This is a genomic window from Streptomyces sp. NPDC048584, from assembly GCF_043199595.1.
Taxonomy (GTDB): Bacteria; Actinomycetota; Actinomycetes; order Streptomycetales; family Streptomycetaceae; genus Streptomyces; species Streptomyces edwardsiae.
Genome location: NZ_JBICWF010000003.1, coordinates 144,143 through 162,359 on the forward strand (window position 1 = coordinate 144,143; position 18,217 = coordinate 162,359).

The window sequence follows — 18,217 nt, forward strand, 5'->3', positions numbered from 1 at the left end:
CCGCTCACTCTCCGGCCGGGGTGATGCGGCGTCCTGTGAGTCGTGCGGGCCGGATCGACACCCACATCTCGCGTTCGCCTCCGGCCCACGGGGTGGTGTGGGCGTGTTCGGTCAGACGTCGTACGTCGTCGGGTGCGGTGACCGCCTGCGCGGGGCCGACGGCGAGCACGCTCCACCCCTGGCCCATGGCCTCGTCCAGATGGTCGACCTCGAAGGCGACCTCCGCCCCCACGGCGGCCGCGGGCACGGAACCGGGAGCGGTCCGGAAGGCGATCGCGTCGTCCACGACCTCGTAGTTGACCGGTACGACCGCGGGGCCTTCGGGTGTCGCGACCGCGATGCGTCCGACACCGTGCGTGGAGAGCAGGGACCGGCAGTCCTCCGGCCCGAGGTCCCGGAGCTGAGGGCGCAGCAGCGCCATGCCCCGGCCGGGCGGCAGGTCGGCGCCACCACCACGCAGTGCCGTGACGCTGGTGTTCAGCGCCGCGGCCAGCCGGACCAGGGTGGCGAGGCTGGGGTCGCCGGGGCGTTCTTCGAGGTAGGCGAGATAGTCCGGCGCCATCCGGGCCCGGCGGGCCGTCTCCTCCCGGGTCAGGCCCTGCCGTTCGCGTTCGGCGGCGACCCGCCGGCCGATGTCGCCGGGGTCCGGCCGGTCGGCGGGCGGAGGCGCGCCGACATCGGTCCCGTGTCCGAGGTGGTTGATGTGGGCGTCGGGACCGGGGAAGACGAGCGTCACGTCGAGCGTGTCCGACCAGCGCACGTCGTAGGGAGGTGTGCCGTCTTCGTGGTGCAGTCCGACGATCTCGCCGTCGCGCCTCGTGCCGCCGGTCGCCGGGCTCCCGACGACGAGTTGATCGCCCAGGTGAGCTCGCATGATCGCTGCCCCTTCCTCGCGTACCGATGTGCGTGCGCCCCCCTGACATGCCCCTCAGCCGGTGATCTCGATGCGGTGCGGCTCGGCCCTTCCGGCCTTGGGGACGCGCACGGTGAGGACTCCGTCGGCCAACTCCGCGGTGATGCTCCCGGTGCCGACGTTCGGAGGCAGACTCGTGCGGTGGTCGAACTCCCCTACACGCCGGGCCTGCCCGCGGAGCACAGCCGTACGCTCCTTCTCCTTGATCTCGCCGTGGATGCCGTGCTCGCCGTCCCTGACCTCCACCGTGATCCGGTCCTTGTCGACGCCGGGAACCTCGAGCTCCATCAGGTAGGCGTCCTCGGTGTCCTCGACATCGGCCAACGGCGCCCACCCCCCGTCTCGGCCTCGAGCGCCCGGAACGGGTCCCATCCGGAGACCGAACCCCTGTTGCGGTGGACGGGAAGTGTCATCGGTCGTTCCTCCTTGTTCCTGATGCGCGGAGCCCCGGTCGCGCGGACGCCTCCGCCGCTCACCGGACCGGGTACCCGGGCGGGCCTCGGATCCGGAAGTGTCCCGGACGAGGCGCCGACCGTGGTCACATCGGCCACCCGACGCCCGGGCGGGGGCCCGGTCGTGTCGTGCCCGTACCTCGAACATCGCGTTCGGCGATGTCCAGCAACTGCCGGCCGAGATCCTGTACGGCCCTGGCCGCGGCCAGCTCGTCGCCGATCTCCGGCACGTCCGCGTCGACCGGGTTCCGGCGTGCGGTGCCGTGACCGGTGAGCACCGTGGTCCCGGTGTCGATGACCGCTCGCGCCTTCGTGGTCCCCTCCTCCTCGAAGAGGTAGACGCGGGCCTTCCACTCCAGGGTGTGCGACATCGCTGTCCTCCTCAGCTCGGGACGGACCTGTTGGACCCCGTACCGGGGCGACCGGACACCGACCGCCGCGCGGCCGATGACCCCATCCGTCCGGTGATACGGCGCCGGACCCGTTCGGTGAGTGCGCCGAGCCGCTCGGAGGTCGTCGCACGAGGGGGGACGGGGGCTCGGATCCGCCGGGCAACCGACGGCAGGGCGGCCAGGTCGCCGGCGAACCGCTCCCGGCACTCCCGAAGCGTCGGCCCGCTTCCGGTGCGCTGCCCGTTCCGCATGACCGTTTCCAGCAGCGGTTCACCGTCGCGCGGTGGCCGCTCGTCGGCGAGACCGATCACGTCGGCACCACCGGGCGGACGAAACACCTGCTTGCGCCCGGGCGCCGTCACCTTCGCCGACGAGAGTTTCATGACCGGTCGCCCTTCGTACTCCACCATTTTGTACGCGGAGTCCAGGTACGGCGCGTCGGCCGAGACGCCGACGCGGGTGCCGACCGCGTAGACGTCGACCGGCACCCCGGAGCGGACCAGGTCGTCCACGGCGTACTCGTCGAGCCCACCGCTGACGGTGATCCGCACATCGGTCAGGCCCGCTTCGTCGAGCAGGGACCGGCTCCGCACCGCCAGGGCTCCCAGATCACCGCTGTCCAGCCGTACGGCACAGCCCGGTCTCAGGTCCAGGTCCCGCAGCACCCGGGCCGCGACGCGCACGCCCTCCTCGGTGTCGTAGGTGTCCACCAGGAAGGTCACGGGGCCGGGGTGGGTCCGGGCGAACGCGCGGAACGCCTCCTCCTCGTCCTCGAACGCCTCCACGTACGAATGGGCCATCGTGCCGACGGCGGGCAGGCCGAGTGCGGTGGCCGCGGCCACGTTGCTGGTGCCCGCGAAACCGGTCAGCGCACCGAGCCGGGCGGCCTGGAAGCCGGCCTGCGGGCCGTGGGTCCGCCGCAGGGAGAAGTCCACGACCGGGTGTCCGGCCGCGGCGAGCACACAGCGCGCGGTCTTCGACGCGATCATCGTCTGGTGGCTCACCTGGTTGAGCACGTAGGTCTCGGCCAGCTGCGCCTGCGGCAGCGGAGCGGTCACCTCCAGCAGGGGCTCGCCCGCGAGGACGATCCGCCCCTCCGGCACCGCCCGCACGCTGCCGGTGAACCGCAGTCCGAGCAGGGACTCCAGATCACGTGCCGGCCGGTGGAGTGCGGCGGCGAAGGCGCTGACGTCCTCCGGGCCGACACGCAGACCGGACAGATAGTCCAGAGCCGATTCCAGCCCCGCCGCGACCAGGAAACCCCGCTCCTCAGGCAGATCGCGGACGAAAAGGCTGAACGTCGCCCGACCGGTCATCCCCTCCCGTACATAGGACAAGGCCATCGTCACTTCGTACAGATCGGTGGTCGTCGCCTCGGACATCGGTGCCACCTCCTTCCTTCCGCTCCGCCTGCCCGGTGTCACCGGCGGAACCGGCCGGCCCATGTGGGCTCCACCAGCTCCCACTCGGCGTCCCACCGCGCGTACCTCCCGCGGTCCAGCAGGAGGCGTGCTCCCGCCCGGGTCAGGAAGACACCGGCCGTCACACCGACGACCGTGAACCCTCCGGCGAACCAGCCGTTCCCCAAGGCCTGGCGCTTGGTCAGCGGGGCAGCGGTGACGGTCCCGTCCCGGTCCACCCAGACGCGCACCGTGGCGCCCTCGGTCATGCCCGGCTTCAGGAGGGCGCTGGACGTCCGTACGGCGCCGCTGTCGTCGGTCCAGCGGACCTGTGCCCGTTCCTTCGCCGCCTGGCCGACGTTCTCGGCGATCGACACCACCCGTGCGCCGACCTGCTGCCGTTCCGCCGACTGGGTCTGCGCCGTCCGTATCGACGACTCGTACGTCGTCCTGCCGACGACGAGTCCCGCCACCGGCAGGCCGACGATCAGGACGGCCATCAGCACGCGACGCAGCCAGAACTCGACCCGGTCCGACGTACGGATCAGGGGATTGTGCCTCTCGGGCGTCTCGCGTCCGCGTGGTGGCAGCGGACCGGACGCATACGGCGAACTCCGGGTACTCATCGTCGGGCCTCCAGCACATTGCGCTGGTCGCTTCCCTTACCACCATGGAACGGCGGCGGGCTCCGGTCACTGGGCCGAAGGTCCCTGATGCTGGTCCTTCAGCCTTCGCCACCGGCCCTTCGGCGCGGTTCGTCGGCAGCGCGCCGCTCACTTCTGCGGCCCGGCCACCAGCGCGAAGGCTTCGCGCTGGTGGCCGATCAAGGCCGACACCACGTCGTCGCCGGGCGGCCCGGTCCACCGCCTCCAGGCTCGGTTCCGACCCGTCGACCCCTCACCAAGGGCATCGTCGCAGCCACCTGTGATCCCTCTGCTCGGCCTCACCCTTCGGATCACGGCCGCCGTCCGGTCCGCGTGCGCCGTCGAAGGGTTTGCGGTAACTCTCGAATGAGTGGTGGCAGGCACCTGTGCTGTATCGCGCTTCCGACAGGCCTGCCCGGTCGCCACCGTTCCAGCTTCTTACGAGACGGAGGCAGGTGCCATGGAGCCAGTGATCACCGTCGGTCTCGACGGCTCACCCGAGAGTCTTTCCGCCGCCCGATGGGCCGCGGACGAGGCCGGGCGCCGCGGGTGCGTGCTGCGCCTGCTGCACGCGTGGCCCACGCTCGTGCCGGAACCGGTCGAGGTCCCCTCCGGGGCCGACCAGAACTACTGGGCGAGGCGCATGGTGGACAGCGCGCGGTCGGAGCTGCGGGGGCTGCATCCGGATCTCGCCGTCACCGGCGACCTGGTGGCGGACGACGCTCAGGAGGCGCTGCTGCGCGCGGCGTCGGAGTCCGCCATGACCGTGCTCGGCTCGCGAGGGCTGGAACTCGTCGAGAGCTACTTCCTCGGCGACATCAGCATGGCGGTCGCGGCACATGCCAAAGGGCCGGTCGTGCTGGTCCGTGCGGAGGGCCCGCGCAGCGAACTCGTGGACACCGGCGACGTGGTGGTCGCGCTGAAACTGCGCGGTCCCTGCGACGACCTGCTCGCTTTCGCCTTCGCCACGGCGGCGGCACGGGACGTGCCCCTGCGGGCCGTGCACGGACAGGGCCTACCGATGCACGCCTACGTCCCCTGGGGGGTGGACCACGAGGTCGCCGACGACATCAACCGGGACGTGCGTGAGCGACTGGACCAGGTGCTGCGCCCCTGGCGTGAGAAGTACCCCCGGGTGGAGGTGGCCGACGGCATCGGGCTGCAGAGCCCCGCCCGGGCGGTCCTGCGGTCCGCCGCCGGCGCGGGGCTGCTGGTCGTCGGGCGGCGCGGGCACCACCGCGTTCCGGCACCCCGGCTGGGACCCGTCACCCAGGCCGCCATCCATCACGCGCGCTGCCCCGTCGCGGTCGTACCGCATGACTGAGCCGGACGGCCCGAGGCGAGCGACGGCAACCTCGCACCGGACCGACGCGTCCGTGCTCCGTTCGGGCTCCGACCCCGACGGTGTCACGTACCCGCGCGCGAGGCTGCACGAGACGCACACCGCGATCGTGCTCCTCTTCGGCGATCACGCCTACAAGATCAAGAAGCCGGTCGATCTGAAGTTCCTGGACTACAGCGAGGTGGCGGCCCGCCGGGCCGCCTGCGAACAGGAGGTCGCCCTCAACCGCCGCTTCGCCGCAGACGTCTACCTGGGTCTGGGAGAGATCCGTCTGCCCCACACGGACGAGGCCGAACCGCTCGTCGTGATGCGCCGCATGCCGGCGGACCGCCGCCTGTCCCGGCTGGTACGGGAAGGGGCCGACGTCGACGACATCCTGCGGTCCGTGGCCCGGCAGCTCGCGGCACGCCACGCGGACGCCCCCCGGGGCCCGGACGTGGACGCGCAGGGAACCTGTGACGCGCTGTCGTCGAGGTGGGAAGCGAGCTTCGCGCAGGTCCGCGCCCTGGCCGACGAGATCCCGCTGCCCGACGGTGTCGAGGAGGCCGAGCGGCTGGTGCGCCGGTACCTCGGCGGCCGTGAGCGGCTGTTCGACACGCGGATCCGGGAGGGTCGGGTTGTCGACGGCCATGGTGACCTGCTGGCCGAGGACGTGTTCTGCCTCGACGACGGCCCCCGCATCCTGGACTGTCTGGAGTTCGACGACCGCCTTCGCCACGTCGACGGTCTCGACGACGCCGCCTTCCTCGCCATGGACCTGGAGCAGCTCGGCGCCCCGGAATCGGCCGCGTACTTTCTCGCCCGGTACAGCGAGTACTCCGGCGACCCCGCGCCCCCCTCGCTGTGGCACCACTACGTGGCCTACCGGGCGTTCGTCCGCGCCAAGGTCTCCCTGATCCAGTCGCGCCAGGGCGCGCCCGGTGCGGCGGCCGCGGCCCGACGGCTCGTCACGGCGACGCTGCGGCACCTGCGCGCCTGCGCTGTCGGTCTGACCCTGGTGGGCGGGCTGCCGGGCAGCGGGAAGTCCACCCTCGCCGGAGCGCTGGCCGACCGCCTGGGGGTGACCCTGCTCAGCAGTGACCGCCTCCGCAAGGAGCTGGCCGACATCCCGGCGGAGCAGTCCGCGGCGGCAGGCTACGGCGAGGGTCTGTACACCGCGGAGTGGACCGCGAGGACGTACACCGAACTGCTCGACCGCGCGGCCGCCCTGCTGTCCTCGGGGGAATCCGTCGTCCTGGACGCCACCTGGTCCGACTCGGGGCAGCGCGAGGCGGCCCTGCGCACGGCCGAGCGCACCGGTGCGGATCTGGTGGCCCTGCACTGCCAGGTACCCGGGGAGGTGGCGGAGGCCCGTCTCGACTCCCGGACCGCGCACGCATCGACGTCCGACGCGGACACCGTCGTGGCCGCCGCCATGGCGGCCAAGGAGCCCCCGTGGCCCGAGGCCGTGGCGGTCGACACCGGCGGCCCTCTGGAAGCAGCGGTCGTCCAGGCGCTGGCGGCCGTGCACCCGTGGGGAACGGGCCCGGCGCCGGTCTTCCGCCGCCCCTCCATGCCGCCGGACTGACGGACGGGGAGCAGCGCGGGCACCCCCGTGTTGCCCGGGAGACTCTGCAGGGTGACGGTGGAGAGGAGACGGCCAGCGAGGGAGAGGCCATGCGCGGACTCGTCTACCACGGCCCCGGGCGGACCTCGTGGGACACGGTTCCCGATCCCGTGATCGAGGAGGACACGGACGCCATCGTCCGCGTCGACGCGACCACGGTCTGCGGGAGCGATCTGCACATCCGGCGGGGCGACCTCCCCGAGGTGAAGCCGGGCACGGTCCTCGGCCACGAGGCCGTCGGCGAGATGGTGGAAGTCGGCCGGGGGGTGCGCACCCGGCGCCCCGGACACCAGGTGATCGTCTCCTCCGTCTCCGCCTGCGGGCACTGCCCTCCCTGCCGCGACGCCATGTACGGACAGTGCCGGGGCGGCGGCGGATGGATCCTGGGCCAGGAGGTCAACGGGACGCAGGCCGAGTTCGTCCGCGTCCCCTTCGCCGACTCCTCCACACACCGCCGGCCCCCGTACCTCCCCCTCGACGAGGCGGTTCTGCTCGCCGAACTCCTCCCGACCGCCTACGAGGTCGGGGTGCGCAACGGACATGTGGGCCCGGGTGACACCGTCGTGGTGGTGGGCGCCGGTCCTGTGGGTCTGGCCGCGGTGGTTCTCTCCCGCCTGTACTCACCCCGGCGGGTTGTCGCGGTGGACCTGTCGCCGTCCCGGCTGGCATCCGCCACCCGCATGGGGGCCCACGCCGCCGAACTGCCCGGGCGAATGGTCTCCGAGCTGTCCGAGGGGCCCGGCGCCGACGTCGTCATCGAGGCCGCGGGCGATCCGGACGGTTTCGTCCTGGCGACCCGCGTGGTGCGGGCCGGCGGGCACATCGCCAACATCGGCATGCACGGCGGACCCGCCACCCTCCATCTCGAGGGGCTGTGGCGCAAGAACGTCACGATCAGCACCGGACAGGTCGACACCTCCTCCACGCCCTGGCTGCTCGACCTGCTGTCCTACGGACGACTGACGGTTTTCCCGCTCGTCACCCATCGGTTCCCCCTCGCGCGCACGGAGGACGCCTACGAGGTCTTCGCACACGGACCGGAGACCGGCGCCCTCAAGGTCGTGCTCCACCGCGAGCTGCCGGAACCGTCCCCGTAGCCGGTCACCCGGCCCGCGGCCGGGCGACGGGATCACCTCTTATGGCACATGGCGACGAGGAAGCCGCAGTCGGGAACAGAGGGAACCGAGGGCCCTCCGCTTCTTGCGGATCCTCATCGCACGGTGCGCGGTCTCACTCCGCTTCTCCGTGCCGCTCGACCCTCGGTGCCGACAGACACTTCGGCGGAGGGCCGCCGGTGCGCGCCATGACGGATACGGCTCCGACGGCTCTTGGGGCGGACCCGACGCGTCATGGGGGCGTCGGATCGTGCACGCGTGTGCGGTGTTCCGGACCATACGGCCCCCTGCCGGGGCGCCCTTCCATATCGGCGACTCGGGAATCCGGGCCTGGAACATGCCGTCCGCTTGTCCGCCGAAGCCGCACGCGCGCGGCCGGGGTTCACTCCGGGCCGTCCCGGACGACCGCGACGGGACACTGCGCGTTGCGCAGGACGGCTTGACTCACCGACCCCAGGAGCAGACCCGTGACCCCGCCCCTGCCTCTGGCACCGACCACGAGAAGCCCCGCCTTCGCGCTCGCCCCGATGAGGGTGTGGCGTACCCGGCCGATGACGGGGCGGTGCCGCACCATGACGTCCGGGTGGTTCCGTTCCTCCCCGGCCAGTGCCGCCCCGAGCACGCGTTCCGCGTGGTCACGCAGATGGCCTCTGTCGTATGTCACGAAAGGCGGGTCCGCCGGGCCGTCGTAGACGTCCGCGCTGCTGGGCCGGCACACGTGCACCGCGGTGAGACCCACATTGCGAAGACGTGCCTCGGTGAAGGCGAAGCGGACCGCCGGCGCCGACGAGGGCGCGTCGTCGACCGCCAGCAGCACCGGACCGCCCGGGTGCCGCCGTCCCCGCACGACCAGCACCGGGCATCCGCCGTGGGCCGCGAGATGCCCGGCCGTCGAACCGAGCAGCAGGCCGGCGACGGCGCCCCGGCCGTGGCTGCCGACCACGGCCAGCGCGGCCGTGCGTGATTCGATCGTGAGTACGGTCGCGGGCTCGCCCAGGACGACGTCCCGGCCGATCTCGACTCCCGAACCCGGGTCGCGGGCCCGCCGCTCGGCTTCCGCCAGGGTGCCGTCGACCAGTTCGCGCAGCCCTGCCTCGGCCGGGCTCCACGGCGGGCCCGGGTGCGGAACGTGCGCGGACGGGCGTCCGAAGGCGTGCACCAGCCGCAGCCCCGTGCCCCGGAGCGCGGCCTCACGGGCAGCGGTCTCCACCGCGTCCAGGCTCGACGGCGCCCCGTCCACGCCCACCACCACCGGCTGATCCATGGCACCACTCCCCGCCGGACCCCGCTACCGCTCCCGCTCACGCGGCACCATGAAGACCGGGCAGCGCGCATGGTGGAGGGAACCCTGACTCACGGACCCGAGCAGCATGCCGCGGAAGCCGCCACGCCCCCGCGTACCCACCACAAGGCCGAGCGCGTGGGCGGAAGCCGTCGTCAGCTCCCGCACCGGGTGTCCCTTCGCGACCTCGTGATGCAGATCCACTCCGGGATGCGCGGCGCCCCGCCCGGCCACCGTTTCCGACAGCAGCCGACGGCACTCCTGCACCGCCGCGTCCTCGTCGAGCACCCCGAGCAACGGTGGGTGCCAGACGTACAGCGCCCGCAGGGAAGCACCCCGCAGTGAGGCCTCTTCGAACGCGAGGTCGACGGCGGCGGCCGAGTGCGGGCTGCCGTCGACACCGACGACGAAGTACGGCGGCTGCTGGGCGGTGTGCTCCGCCTCCCGTACCACGACCACCGGACAGGCCGCGTGGGCGGTCAGCGGCAGCGCGACGGCGGCGGAGCCGAACAGTTCCCGTGCGGTCCCGAGATGCCAGGAGCCGACCACGACCTGTGCGGCGTCGCGCGAGTGCTCGGCCAGAACCCACGCCGGGGGCCCTTCGGTCAGCACGGCCGAGATGTCCACGCCGGGACGGCGCGACTCGACGAACGAGACCACGCGGCGGAGTACGTCGTCGCCCCCCGTGTGCAGGTCGTCCCGCCATTTCTCCCACGAAGGAGGGCTGCCCTCCAGGCGGAAGCCGGGAACCGGCCCGCCCTGCGTGTATACGAGCGTCAGGGGGAGACGGCGCCGGTCCGCCTCGTCGGAGGCCCAGGCGACAGCCGCCAGTCTGTCCGGGTCGGGATCGACACCGACCACGATCGGTTTGCGTCCGGCTACGGGCATGGTGAACACCTCCAGCGGATCGGTACCGCTCACCCTTGTCCGCGGGTGTCTCCGCCAGAGTGGGCCATGAACGGGATTTCAAACGAGGGCCGCTCGTCTCCGTCCACTCCGACCGTTCCGCGGCGACATCGGTCACCGCATGCTCGTCCCGCCGCGTCCCCCGCGGCATGGCGGCGGCCATCACCCCGTACGAAGCTGGAAGTGACGGCAGGCGGGGAGGGGCCCGGAACAGGGCACGAGAGGAGGCGCGGGCGGTGACCATTCCGCTGGTGGTCGGGATCGACGGTTCCGAGGCGAGCCTGGAAGCGGTGGACTGGGCGGCGCAAGAGGCGACCCTGCGCACGGTGCCGCTCCATCTGCTGTATGCGGCGGGACAGGACCAGGAGGCGACCGACGTCCTCGGCGCCGCCACGGGGCGTGCCAGGGAAACCGCTCCCGGCGTGCCGCTGTCCACCGAGGTGCGGCACGAGGACGCAGCCCTCGCCCTGGTCGACATCGGGCGCAACGCCCTCGCGCTGGTGGTGGGTTCCCGAGGGCTCGGGGGTCTGTCCGGGATGCTTCTGGGCTCGGTCGGGCTGGCGGTGGCGGCACGGGCGGATTGTCCGGTGGTCGTGGTGCGCGGCACGGCGGAACACCGGGACGGCCGATTCGGGAGCGTCGTCGTCGGTGTCGAGGAGGGGGAGGAGAGCGGCACAGCGCTCCGGTTCGCGCTCCGTGAGGCCCGGGCCAGGCGTTGCCGGCTGGTGGCCGTACATGCCTGGAGCACCTCGGCCGGTGCTCCCGCCGCGCCCCGCACCCCGGGGTGGTACGCCCCGGAACTCCACCGGCGTCCGCCGGTACAGGTACTCGACGACGCCTTGCGCGGCCCTGCTGAGACGTATCGATACGCATCCGTCAGCCGGCGGGTGGTCGAGGTACCGGCACGCCAGGCACTGCTGGAGGCGGCGTCGGAGGCGGACCTCCTGGTGGTCGGCGCGCGCCGGCGAAAGGGCCACATGGGTCTGCAACTGGGGCTGACCAATCACGCGATGCTGCACCACGCGCCCTGCCCGGTCGCCGTCGTCCCCCAGATATGAACCGGCGTCGGCCCCGGCCCGGAAGGGTCTGCGGGGCCGAGCCGTGCGGAGGTCGCGGCGGGCGGCGGGCAGTGCGACGGTGGTGTGCAGAGGGTCGCGCGAGCGGCAGGACAAGAAGGCGGGTGGCGGTCATGGAACTTCCGCTGGTGGTGGGGGTCGACGGCTCGGATCCCAGCCTCGCGGCGCTGGACTGGGCGGTGGACGAGGCAGCGCGGCACGAGCTGCCCCTGCGGCTGGTCCATTCCTCGCTGTGGGAACGGTACGAAGGCAGGGCTCCGTCCTTCGCACGGGAGCGCCCCGCCGGCACTGTCCTCGCCCAGCACATCGTCGCCTCCGCGGTGGAGCGGGCCCGGCTGCGCCGGCCGCAGGCCAAGGTGACGGGCGACCTGATCCCCGAGGACCCGGTGTCGGCTCTGCTGTCGGCCGGGCAGGAAGCACGGTCGCTGGTCGTGGGTTCCCGGGGCCGGGGCGAACTGACGGCGCTGACACTGGGGTCGGTCGGGCTCGCGGTGGCCGCCCGGGCGGTCTGTCCGGTCGTGGTGGTCCGTGGCGGGGAACGGAACCGGGAGGGAGCCTACGGACGCGTGGTGGTGGGGGTCGGAGATCTGCCCCACTGCCTGGGGACCGTCCGGTTCGCCTTCCACGAGGCCGGCGTACGCGGCGCGGCCCTGCACGCCGTGCGCGCCTGGCGTCGCCCGGCTTCCGAAGACGCGGCCACCCGATCCCCGGACGACAGCACGTCCGCGCATCAGGAACGCGCGTCGGCCAACCTCGACGAGGCGCTGCTCCAGGCGGTGCGGGAACGGCCGGACGCCGACGTGATCCGCACACCGGTCGAAGGTCCTCCTCATCAGGTCCTCCTGGAGGCGTCGGCCGACGCCGACCTGGTCGTCGTAGGAGCCCTGCGGCGGCACGGCCACCCCGGCCTCCAGCTCGGCAGAGTGGCGCACACGCTGCTGCACCACGCCCCGTGCCCGGTCGCCGTCGTGCCGCAACGGGTCTGAACCCCCAGACCCTCGTACGGTTCGGTGGGGAGAAGGACAGGGGTGGCCGATGCCGGAGTGGACGTGGGAGTACGAAGGGTACGACCCCGCCGTCGAGCGGCTGCGGGAATCGCTGTGCACGCTCGGCAACGGCTGCTTCGCCACCCGCGGCGCGTTCCCCGAATGCCGGGCCGGCCTGGTGCACTGCCCGGGAACCTACCGGGCCGGCTGCTACAACCGCCTCGAGTCGACCGTCGCCGGGCGCCGGGTCGTCAACGAGGACATGGTCAACCTTCCGAACTGGCTGCCGCTGCGCTTCCGCGTACGGTCGCGGGGCGGAACATGGGGTCCGTGGCTCACCCCGGACTCCGCCGCCCTGCTCGACCACCGGCAGGTCCTGGACCTGCGCCGGGGCCTGCTCGTCCGGACCTCGCGCTACCGGGACCGCACCGCGGGAGTGCTCGGGGTCGAACAGATCCGCCTGGTGCACATGGCGGACCCGCATCTGGCGGCGCTGCGGACGGTGCTCACCGCCGAGAACTGGTCGGGGGACGTCGAGGTCGAGTCCGCCCTGGACGGCGATGTGACGAATATCAACGTGCACCGCTACCGGGCCCTCGACCGGCACCACCTGGCAGGCGTACGCACCGGTGCGCGGGAGCCGGGGACGACCTGGCTGAGCTGCCGGACCAGTACGTCCGGCATTGGGATCGCCCTGGCCGCGCGGACCGTCGTCACGGGACCCCCGCCCTCCTCGTCACAGCTGCGTCCCGGCCGTCGCCACGCGGCCCACCGCCTGGTGATCCCGGTGGTCGCCGGCCGGCCCCTTGAGGTGGAGAAGACGGTGGCGCTGCACACCTCCCGCGACGCCGCGATCGGCGACCCGCTCGGCGCGGCCGTCGACCGGGTGACCGAGGCCCCGGACTTCGCCACCCTGCTGGACTCGCACACCGCTGCCTGGCGGCGGATGTGGCGGCGCGCGGACATCAGCATCCCGGGCCGGGCGGGCCGCATCCTGCGGCTGCATCTCTTCCACGTCCTGCAGACCCTGTCCCCGCACACAGCGGACCTCGACGTGGGTGTGCCGGCCCGGGGACTGCACGGCGAGGCGTACCGGGGGCATGTGTTCTGGGACGAGCTCTTCGTCCTGCCGTATCTGAACCTGCACTTCCCCGACGTGTCACGGGCTCTGCTGACCTACCGCCACCGGCGCCTGGACCGGGCCTGCCGGTCCGCCGCCGCCATCGGACGGGCCGGGGCGATGTACCCGTGGCAGAGCGGCAGCGACGGTCGTGAGGAGACCCAGGAACTGCATCTCAATCCGCGCTCGGGTCGCTGGTTGCCGGACAACTCCCGGCTCCAGCACCATGTCGGCTCGGCGGTCGCCTACAACGTGTGGCAGTACGGCGAGGCCACCGGCGATACCGGGTTCCTGTACACCAGGGGTGCGGAGATGCTGGTGCAGATCGCCCGCTTCTGGATGGCCAGCGCGGTCTTCGACCCGGCGAGGGGCCGCTACCGGATCCGCGGGGTCGTCGGCCCCGACGAGTACCACGACGCCTACCCCGGCGCCGGCCGGCCGGGACTGGACGACAACGCGTACACCAATGTCACCGCCGCATGGGTCATCGCCCGCGCCCTGGACCTGCTGCGCCGCCTTCCCGCCCGGCACCGGCAGGAACTGTTCGAGCGCGTACGTCTGGACGGCGAGGAACTCCCGAAGTGGGAGGAGGTCTCCCGGCGGATGTACGTGCCGTTCCATCAGGGCGTCGTCAGTCAGTTCGAGGGGTACGGCGATCTGGCCGAGCTGGACTGGGACGCCTACCGGGCGCGCTACGACAGCATCCGGCGGCTGGACCGGATCCTGGAGGCCGAGGGCGACACGGTCAACCGGTACAAGGCGTCCAAGCAGGCGGATGTCCTGATGCTCGGCTACCTGTTCCCGCCGACGGAGCTGCGGAGTCTTTTCCGCCGCCTCGGACACCATCTGGACGACGAGATGTGGAACAGGACCGTCGACTACTACCTGCGCCGCACCAGCCACGGCTCCACCCTCAGCGGAGTGGTGCACGGCTGGGTCCTAGCCCGGGTGAGGCGGGCCGAGGCTTGGCAGTACGTTCATGAAGCCCTGGAGGCGGACATCGCCGACATCCAGGGCGGTACGACAGGCGAGGGCATCCATCTCGGGGCCATGGCCGGCACGCTCGATCTGGTCCAGCGAGGCCTGACGGGGCTGGCACCCCGTGGGGACGCCCTGTCGCTGGATCCGGTGCCGCTTCCCGCCCTGTCGGAGTACGGGTTCACCCTGAGCCACCGCGGCCACTGGGGGATCGGTCTGCGCCTCCACACCGGGCGACTGGAACTCGCGGTACCGGATTCGGAGGAGTCACCGCTCCGCGTGGTCCTGGCCGACCGGGCGGTCACCGTCACTCCCGGAGAGACCTGCGTGCTCCAGCTCCCTGCGAACTGACGGCACGCCGCGACAAGGGCGGGACTCGCGCGGCTTCGGCCGGATCGAGGCATGGGCCGCGGGGACCGCCCGTGGGTCGGCGGACAAGTGACGGCGCGATCAGGGAGCGAGGGAGAAGTAGTTCTCCTCCTCCTGAGTGAAATGCAGCCGCAGCACGGTGTGCAAACCATAAAGGCAGGCCCGCAGGTCCTCGAGCTGCCCGGGTTCGAGTGCGCCCCGCGGCTCGGCGAGCGCCAGATGGGTGGCCACCCGCCCGGCGAGCCGTTCGATCTCGGCGTGGGCGCGGCTCATGGTCGCCGTCGCCTCGGGTCCGCCGAGAGTCGGCTCGAGCGCCGGATAGAGCTCGTGTTCCTCCGCGTACTCGTGCGGCAGCAGCCGCTCGGTGAGCAGCCGGTCGACCTCGCGCACCGAGTCCAGGGCCTGCCCGTCCGGGCCCGGAGCCGAGAGCCGGGCCGCGGCGTCCCGCACGGCCTGCAGTACGTCCTGCAGGTCCTCGTGCTCGGCCGCGAAGCGGTGGATCAGGGCCTCGGTGGCGGGTTCGAGGGCGGGCCGGGCACCCTGGTCCATCCGCAGGGCGCGCAGCGCGTTGAGGATGACCACCACGTCAATGCCCTCCTGCAGCAGCGCGCCGACGGCCGGGGGCAGCAGCCCCACGGCGGCCGCGCCCATGGCCACCAGCGACAGGAGCATGCCCCCGAGGGCGCTCTGTACGGCGATACGGCGCGCCCGTACGGCGATCGAGGTGGCGTCGGCCAGCCGGTCCACGCGGTCCGTGGTGAGGACGATGCCGGCCGCCTCGGAAGAGGCGGTGGACCCACGTGCCCCCATCGCCACGCCGACGTCCGCGGCGGCGAGCGCGGGCGCGTCGTTCACGCCGTCGCCGACCATGACGGTGACGGCGCGCTCGCGCTCCGTGCGGACCGCGGCCACCTTGTCGGCCGGAGTCAGTTCGGCCCGTACGCCGTCGAGCCCGAGGACGGAGGCGATCTCGCGGGCGGGTTCGGGCCGGTCGCCGGTCAGCATCACGATCCGGTCGATTCCGGCCGTACGCAGCCGCCGCACGGCGCGGGGCGCGTCCTGACGCAGCGGATCACGCAGCATGACCGCCCCTACGGGAACACCGTCGACGGTGAGCCAGGCGACGGCGGAGCCGTCCAGCAGCGCCCGGTTCTCCGCGGCCCGCGCCCAGTCCGGGAGCACCGTCGAGGGTTCCAGTCGGCCCACGGTCGTCCTGCGGCCCTCGACCACGCCGTACGCGCCCCGGCCGGCCTCCTCCGACACCTCCGTCGCCATCGACGGCTCGAGACCGCGCTCACGGGCCGCGTCGACGATCGCGTGGGCCAGGACGTGCGGCGAGTACTGATCCACCGTGGCCGCCAGCCGTAGCACCTCGGCGGGCTGCCGGCCGGGGGCGGCGGTCACGTCGACCACGCGCGGGCGGCCGCCGGTGAGGGTGCCGGTCTTGTCGAGCAGCAGCGTGCGGGCCCGCCCCAGGCGCTCCAGCGCGCCGCCGTCCCGGACCACCACACCCAGCCGGGAGGCCCGGGACAGGCCGGAGACGACCGCCACCGGGGCGGCGAGCAGCAGCGGGCAGGGGGTGGCGACCACCAGCACCGCCACGGCCCGCACCGAGGAGCCGCTCAGCAGCCAGGCCAGCCCCGCGACCGCCACCGACAGGGGCAGGAACCAGGCCGCGTAGCGGTCGGCCAGGCGGACGACGGGGGCCGCCTCCGCGCCCGCCTGCCGGGCCAGCCGGACGATCCCGGCGTAGGTGCTGTCCTGCTCGGTCGCCGTGGCCCGCAGGTCGAAGGCCCCGCCCGCGTTCACGACTCCGCTGCGCACCGTCTGCCCGGGCTCCCGTTCCACCGGCGCCGACTCGCCCGTGAGCGCCGACTCGTCGAGGACGGCCGCCTGGCCCGCGACCTGCCCGTCGACGGGGACGACCTCGCCCGCGCCGACGACGAGAAGGTCCCCCACGGCGACCTCGGGGACGGGAATCCGGCGGACCTCGGTGCCGGTGCGCCGACGGGCGGTCCGGGGCGCGTGCGCGAGCAGCGCACGCAGGTCGTGGGAGGCGCGCCGCTGCGCGGCGGTCTCGAGCGCGCGCCCGGTGGCCAGCATCAGACCGATCAGAGCCCCGGCAAGATACTCGCCGACGGCCAGGGTGCCGCCGAGGGCCAGGACCGCGATGAGGTCCACACCGGCGCGACCGCGCCGCAGCGCGGCAACCACCCAGCCGATCGCGGGCACGACAGCGAAGGCCGTGCCCAGCGCCCAGCACAGGTCGGCGCCGTCGCCCCGGCCCAGCAGCCACAGGACACCTCCTGCCGTGAGCGACGAGCCCGTGACGGCCAGGAGGACGGGTTCGAGCCGGGACGGACCCGCCGGTGCCGCGGCAGCGCCCGGCACCGGCTTGCGTGAGCGGGCCCGGCGGGTGTCGCCGGGCCGCTTGATGTGGGTCATGGAACTCCTCACCGGTCAGCGGTTAGCGACGGGGCAGCCAGGGGGCACCCGGCCGGCATCGGGGCCCGACAAGTCGTCGACGGATCCGTCCGGGGTGGCCGCCTTCACTGTCGCGCGCCCGCTCCGCGCACCACGGCGACCGGGCAGTGCGCGTGATGCAGCAGGGCCTGGCTGACCGACCCCAGCAGCAGGCCGGTGAAGCCGCCGCGTCCCCGTGCCCCGACCACCATCAGCCCGGCGGACCGGCTCGCCTCGATCAGAATTTCGCGGGTGGGGCCGCGTACCACCTGGTGCTCCACGTCCACATCCGGATGCCGCTCCAGATGCCCGGCCAGCGCTGCCGACAGCAGACGTTCCTCCTCCTCGCCGAGCGCTTCGGCCGGGTTCGCGTAGGGCTCCGACGGATCCTGGGGGGCGGGCAGCGGTGCGTTCCACGTGGTCCAGGCGTGCAACGCGACAAGGGTGGTCCCGTGCAGCTCGGCGTGCCGGAAGGCGAATTCCACCGCCTTGTCCCCGGCGGGGGAGCCGTCGACGCCCACCACGACCGGACCGTCGCGGTGGGCGTCCTCGCGCACGACCAGCACAGGGCAGCGCGCGTGCGCCGCCAGATGCACCGCCGTCGAGCCCACCATCAGCCCGACGAACCCTCCCATGCCACGGGATCCGACAACCACCAGTTCGGCCGCACGTGACTGCGCCTCCAGCACCGTCAACGGCTCCCCCGTCACCACCGCGTGCGACACCTCCACCTCCGGCGCCGCGGCCCTGGCGTGCTCGACCGCTTCCGCCACCAGACGCTCGACCATGTTCTGCATCCCGCCATCGGGCGGCCCCATGGGCGACGGGCCCAGGGGAGCGTGCAGGGCGGGCCAGAGGAAGGCGTGCACCACTCTCAGCGCGGCCGTCCGCAGCCGGGCCTCCCGTGCGGCCGCCTCCACGGCGGCGAGACCCGACGTCGACCCGTCCACGCCGACGATCACCAGACCACCCACTGTCCCTCCTGAGTCCGGAGCGTTCCGGTTCTTCTCAGACTCGCCCCGTCGAGGTCCTGGCGCCATGCGACTTACGTCCCGCCCAAAGGGCCGACCAGGGCCCTTGGGCGTTCCGCCGCACGCCATTCGGCGCCCGCGCCCCGTCCGCGGGGAGAGGACGGCCCTCGAGCGTGACGCCGGTGTCGCGGACGCCCGGTCG

Annotated in this window: 15 protein-coding genes; 6 read left to right on the forward strand and 9 right to left on the reverse strand. The window is 73.0% G+C overall.

Annotated elements, in window-relative coordinates:
* Window positions 1-4: 4 nt before the first annotated feature.
* The 5 genes from ACGFR9_RS08585 to ACGFR9_RS08605 all read right to left on the reverse strand — a co-directional run bounded on the left by ACGFR9_RS08585 (window position 5) and on the right by ACGFR9_RS08605 (window position 3,783).
* Window positions 5-874 carry a pyridoxamine 5'-phosphate oxidase family protein gene (locus ACGFR9_RS08585; protein ID WP_393204258.1) on the reverse strand — a complete coding sequence of 290 codons (870 nt, stop codon included), beginning with the start codon at window positions 872-874 and terminating at the stop codon, window positions 5-7.
* Window positions 875-928: 54 nt separating this feature from the next.
* Entirely contained in the window at window positions 929-1,237 is a 309-nt protein-coding gene (locus ACGFR9_RS08590; protein WP_393204260.1) for an Hsp20/alpha crystallin family protein, read from the reverse strand.
* 214 nt (window positions 1,238-1,451) lie between these two features.
* The gene (locus tag ACGFR9_RS08595; protein WP_393204262.1) at window positions 1,452-1,736 is read right to left on the reverse strand and encodes a DUF1876 domain-containing protein; all 285 of its coding nucleotides are present in this window, start codon (window positions 1,734-1,736) and stop codon (window positions 1,452-1,454) included.
* Window positions 1,737-1,747: 11 nt separating this feature from the next.
* Window positions 1,748-3,139 (reverse strand): nicotinate phosphoribosyltransferase, encoded by a 1,392-nt coding sequence (locus ACGFR9_RS08600; RefSeq protein WP_393204264.1) that lies wholly within the window; start codon window positions 3,137-3,139, stop codon window positions 1,748-1,750.
* A gap of 38 nt (window positions 3,140-3,177) precedes the next feature.
* Window positions 3,178-3,783 (reverse strand): hypothetical protein, encoded by a 606-nt coding sequence (locus tag ACGFR9_RS08605; protein ID WP_393204266.1) that lies wholly within the window; start codon window positions 3,781-3,783, stop codon window positions 3,178-3,180.
* A 478-nt stretch (window positions 3,784-4,261) separates the two neighbouring features.
* Between ACGFR9_RS08605 and ACGFR9_RS08610 the strand changes: the two genes are divergently transcribed.
* The 3 genes from ACGFR9_RS08610 (at window position 4,262) to ACGFR9_RS08620 (ending at window position 7,846) form a co-directional block, all read left to right on the forward strand.
* On the forward strand, window positions 4,262-5,125 hold the full coding sequence (locus tag ACGFR9_RS08610) for a universal stress protein (protein WP_393204268.1): 864 nt from the start codon (window positions 4,262-4,264) through the stop codon (window positions 5,123-5,125).
* Between the two features lie 103 nt (window positions 5,126-5,228).
* A complete protein-coding gene (locus ACGFR9_RS08615; RefSeq protein WP_393205182.1) occupies window positions 5,229-6,710 on the forward strand; it encodes an AAA family ATPase in 1,482 nt (493 codons plus the stop codon).
* Window positions 6,711-6,799: 89 nt separating this feature from the next.
* A complete protein-coding gene (locus ACGFR9_RS08620; RefSeq protein ID WP_393204270.1) occupies window positions 6,800-7,846 on the forward strand; it encodes an alcohol dehydrogenase catalytic domain-containing protein in 1,047 nt (348 codons plus the stop codon).
* Window positions 7,847-8,246: 400 nt separating this feature from the next.
* Here the strand turns inward: ACGFR9_RS08620 and ACGFR9_RS08625 are convergent, their stop codons facing one another.
* Entirely contained in the window at window positions 8,247-9,128 is an 882-nt protein-coding gene (locus ACGFR9_RS08625; protein ID WP_393204272.1) for a universal stress protein, read from the reverse strand.
* A 24-nt stretch (window positions 9,129-9,152) separates the two neighbouring features.
* Window positions 9,153-10,034 (reverse strand): universal stress protein, encoded by an 882-nt coding sequence (locus ACGFR9_RS08630; RefSeq protein ID WP_393204274.1) that lies wholly within the window; start codon window positions 10,032-10,034, stop codon window positions 9,153-9,155.
* A 254-nt stretch (window positions 10,035-10,288) separates the two neighbouring features.
* Between ACGFR9_RS08630 and ACGFR9_RS08635 the strand changes: the two genes are divergently transcribed.
* From ACGFR9_RS08635 to ACGFR9_RS08645, 3 genes are all read left to right on the forward strand, one after another.
* The gene (locus ACGFR9_RS08635) at window positions 10,289-11,110 is read left to right on the forward strand and encodes a universal stress protein (protein WP_393204277.1); all 822 of its coding nucleotides are present in this window, start codon (window positions 10,289-10,291) and stop codon (window positions 11,108-11,110) included.
* 131 nt (window positions 11,111-11,241) lie between these two features.
* Window positions 11,242-12,114 carry a universal stress protein gene (locus ACGFR9_RS08640; RefSeq protein ID WP_393204279.1) on the forward strand — a complete coding sequence of 291 codons (873 nt, stop codon included), beginning with the start codon at window positions 11,242-11,244 and terminating at the stop codon, window positions 12,112-12,114.
* A 49-nt stretch (window positions 12,115-12,163) separates the two neighbouring features.
* Window positions 12,164-14,563, forward strand: coding sequence for a glycoside hydrolase family 65 protein (locus tag ACGFR9_RS08645; protein ID WP_393204282.1), 2,400 nt, complete (start codon window positions 12,164-12,166; stop codon window positions 14,561-14,563).
* Window positions 14,564-14,662: 99 nt separating this feature from the next.
* Here the strand turns inward: ACGFR9_RS08645 and ACGFR9_RS08650 are convergent, their stop codons facing one another.
* On the reverse strand, window positions 14,663-17,026 hold the full coding sequence (locus ACGFR9_RS08650) for a heavy metal translocating P-type ATPase (protein ID WP_393204285.1): 2,364 nt from the start codon (window positions 17,024-17,026) through the stop codon (window positions 14,663-14,665).
* A gap of 104 nt (window positions 17,027-17,130) precedes the next feature.
* A complete protein-coding gene (locus ACGFR9_RS08655) occupies window positions 17,131-18,018 on the reverse strand; it encodes a universal stress protein (protein ID WP_393204288.1) in 888 nt (295 codons plus the stop codon).
* Window positions 18,019-18,217 lie beyond the last annotated feature (199 nt).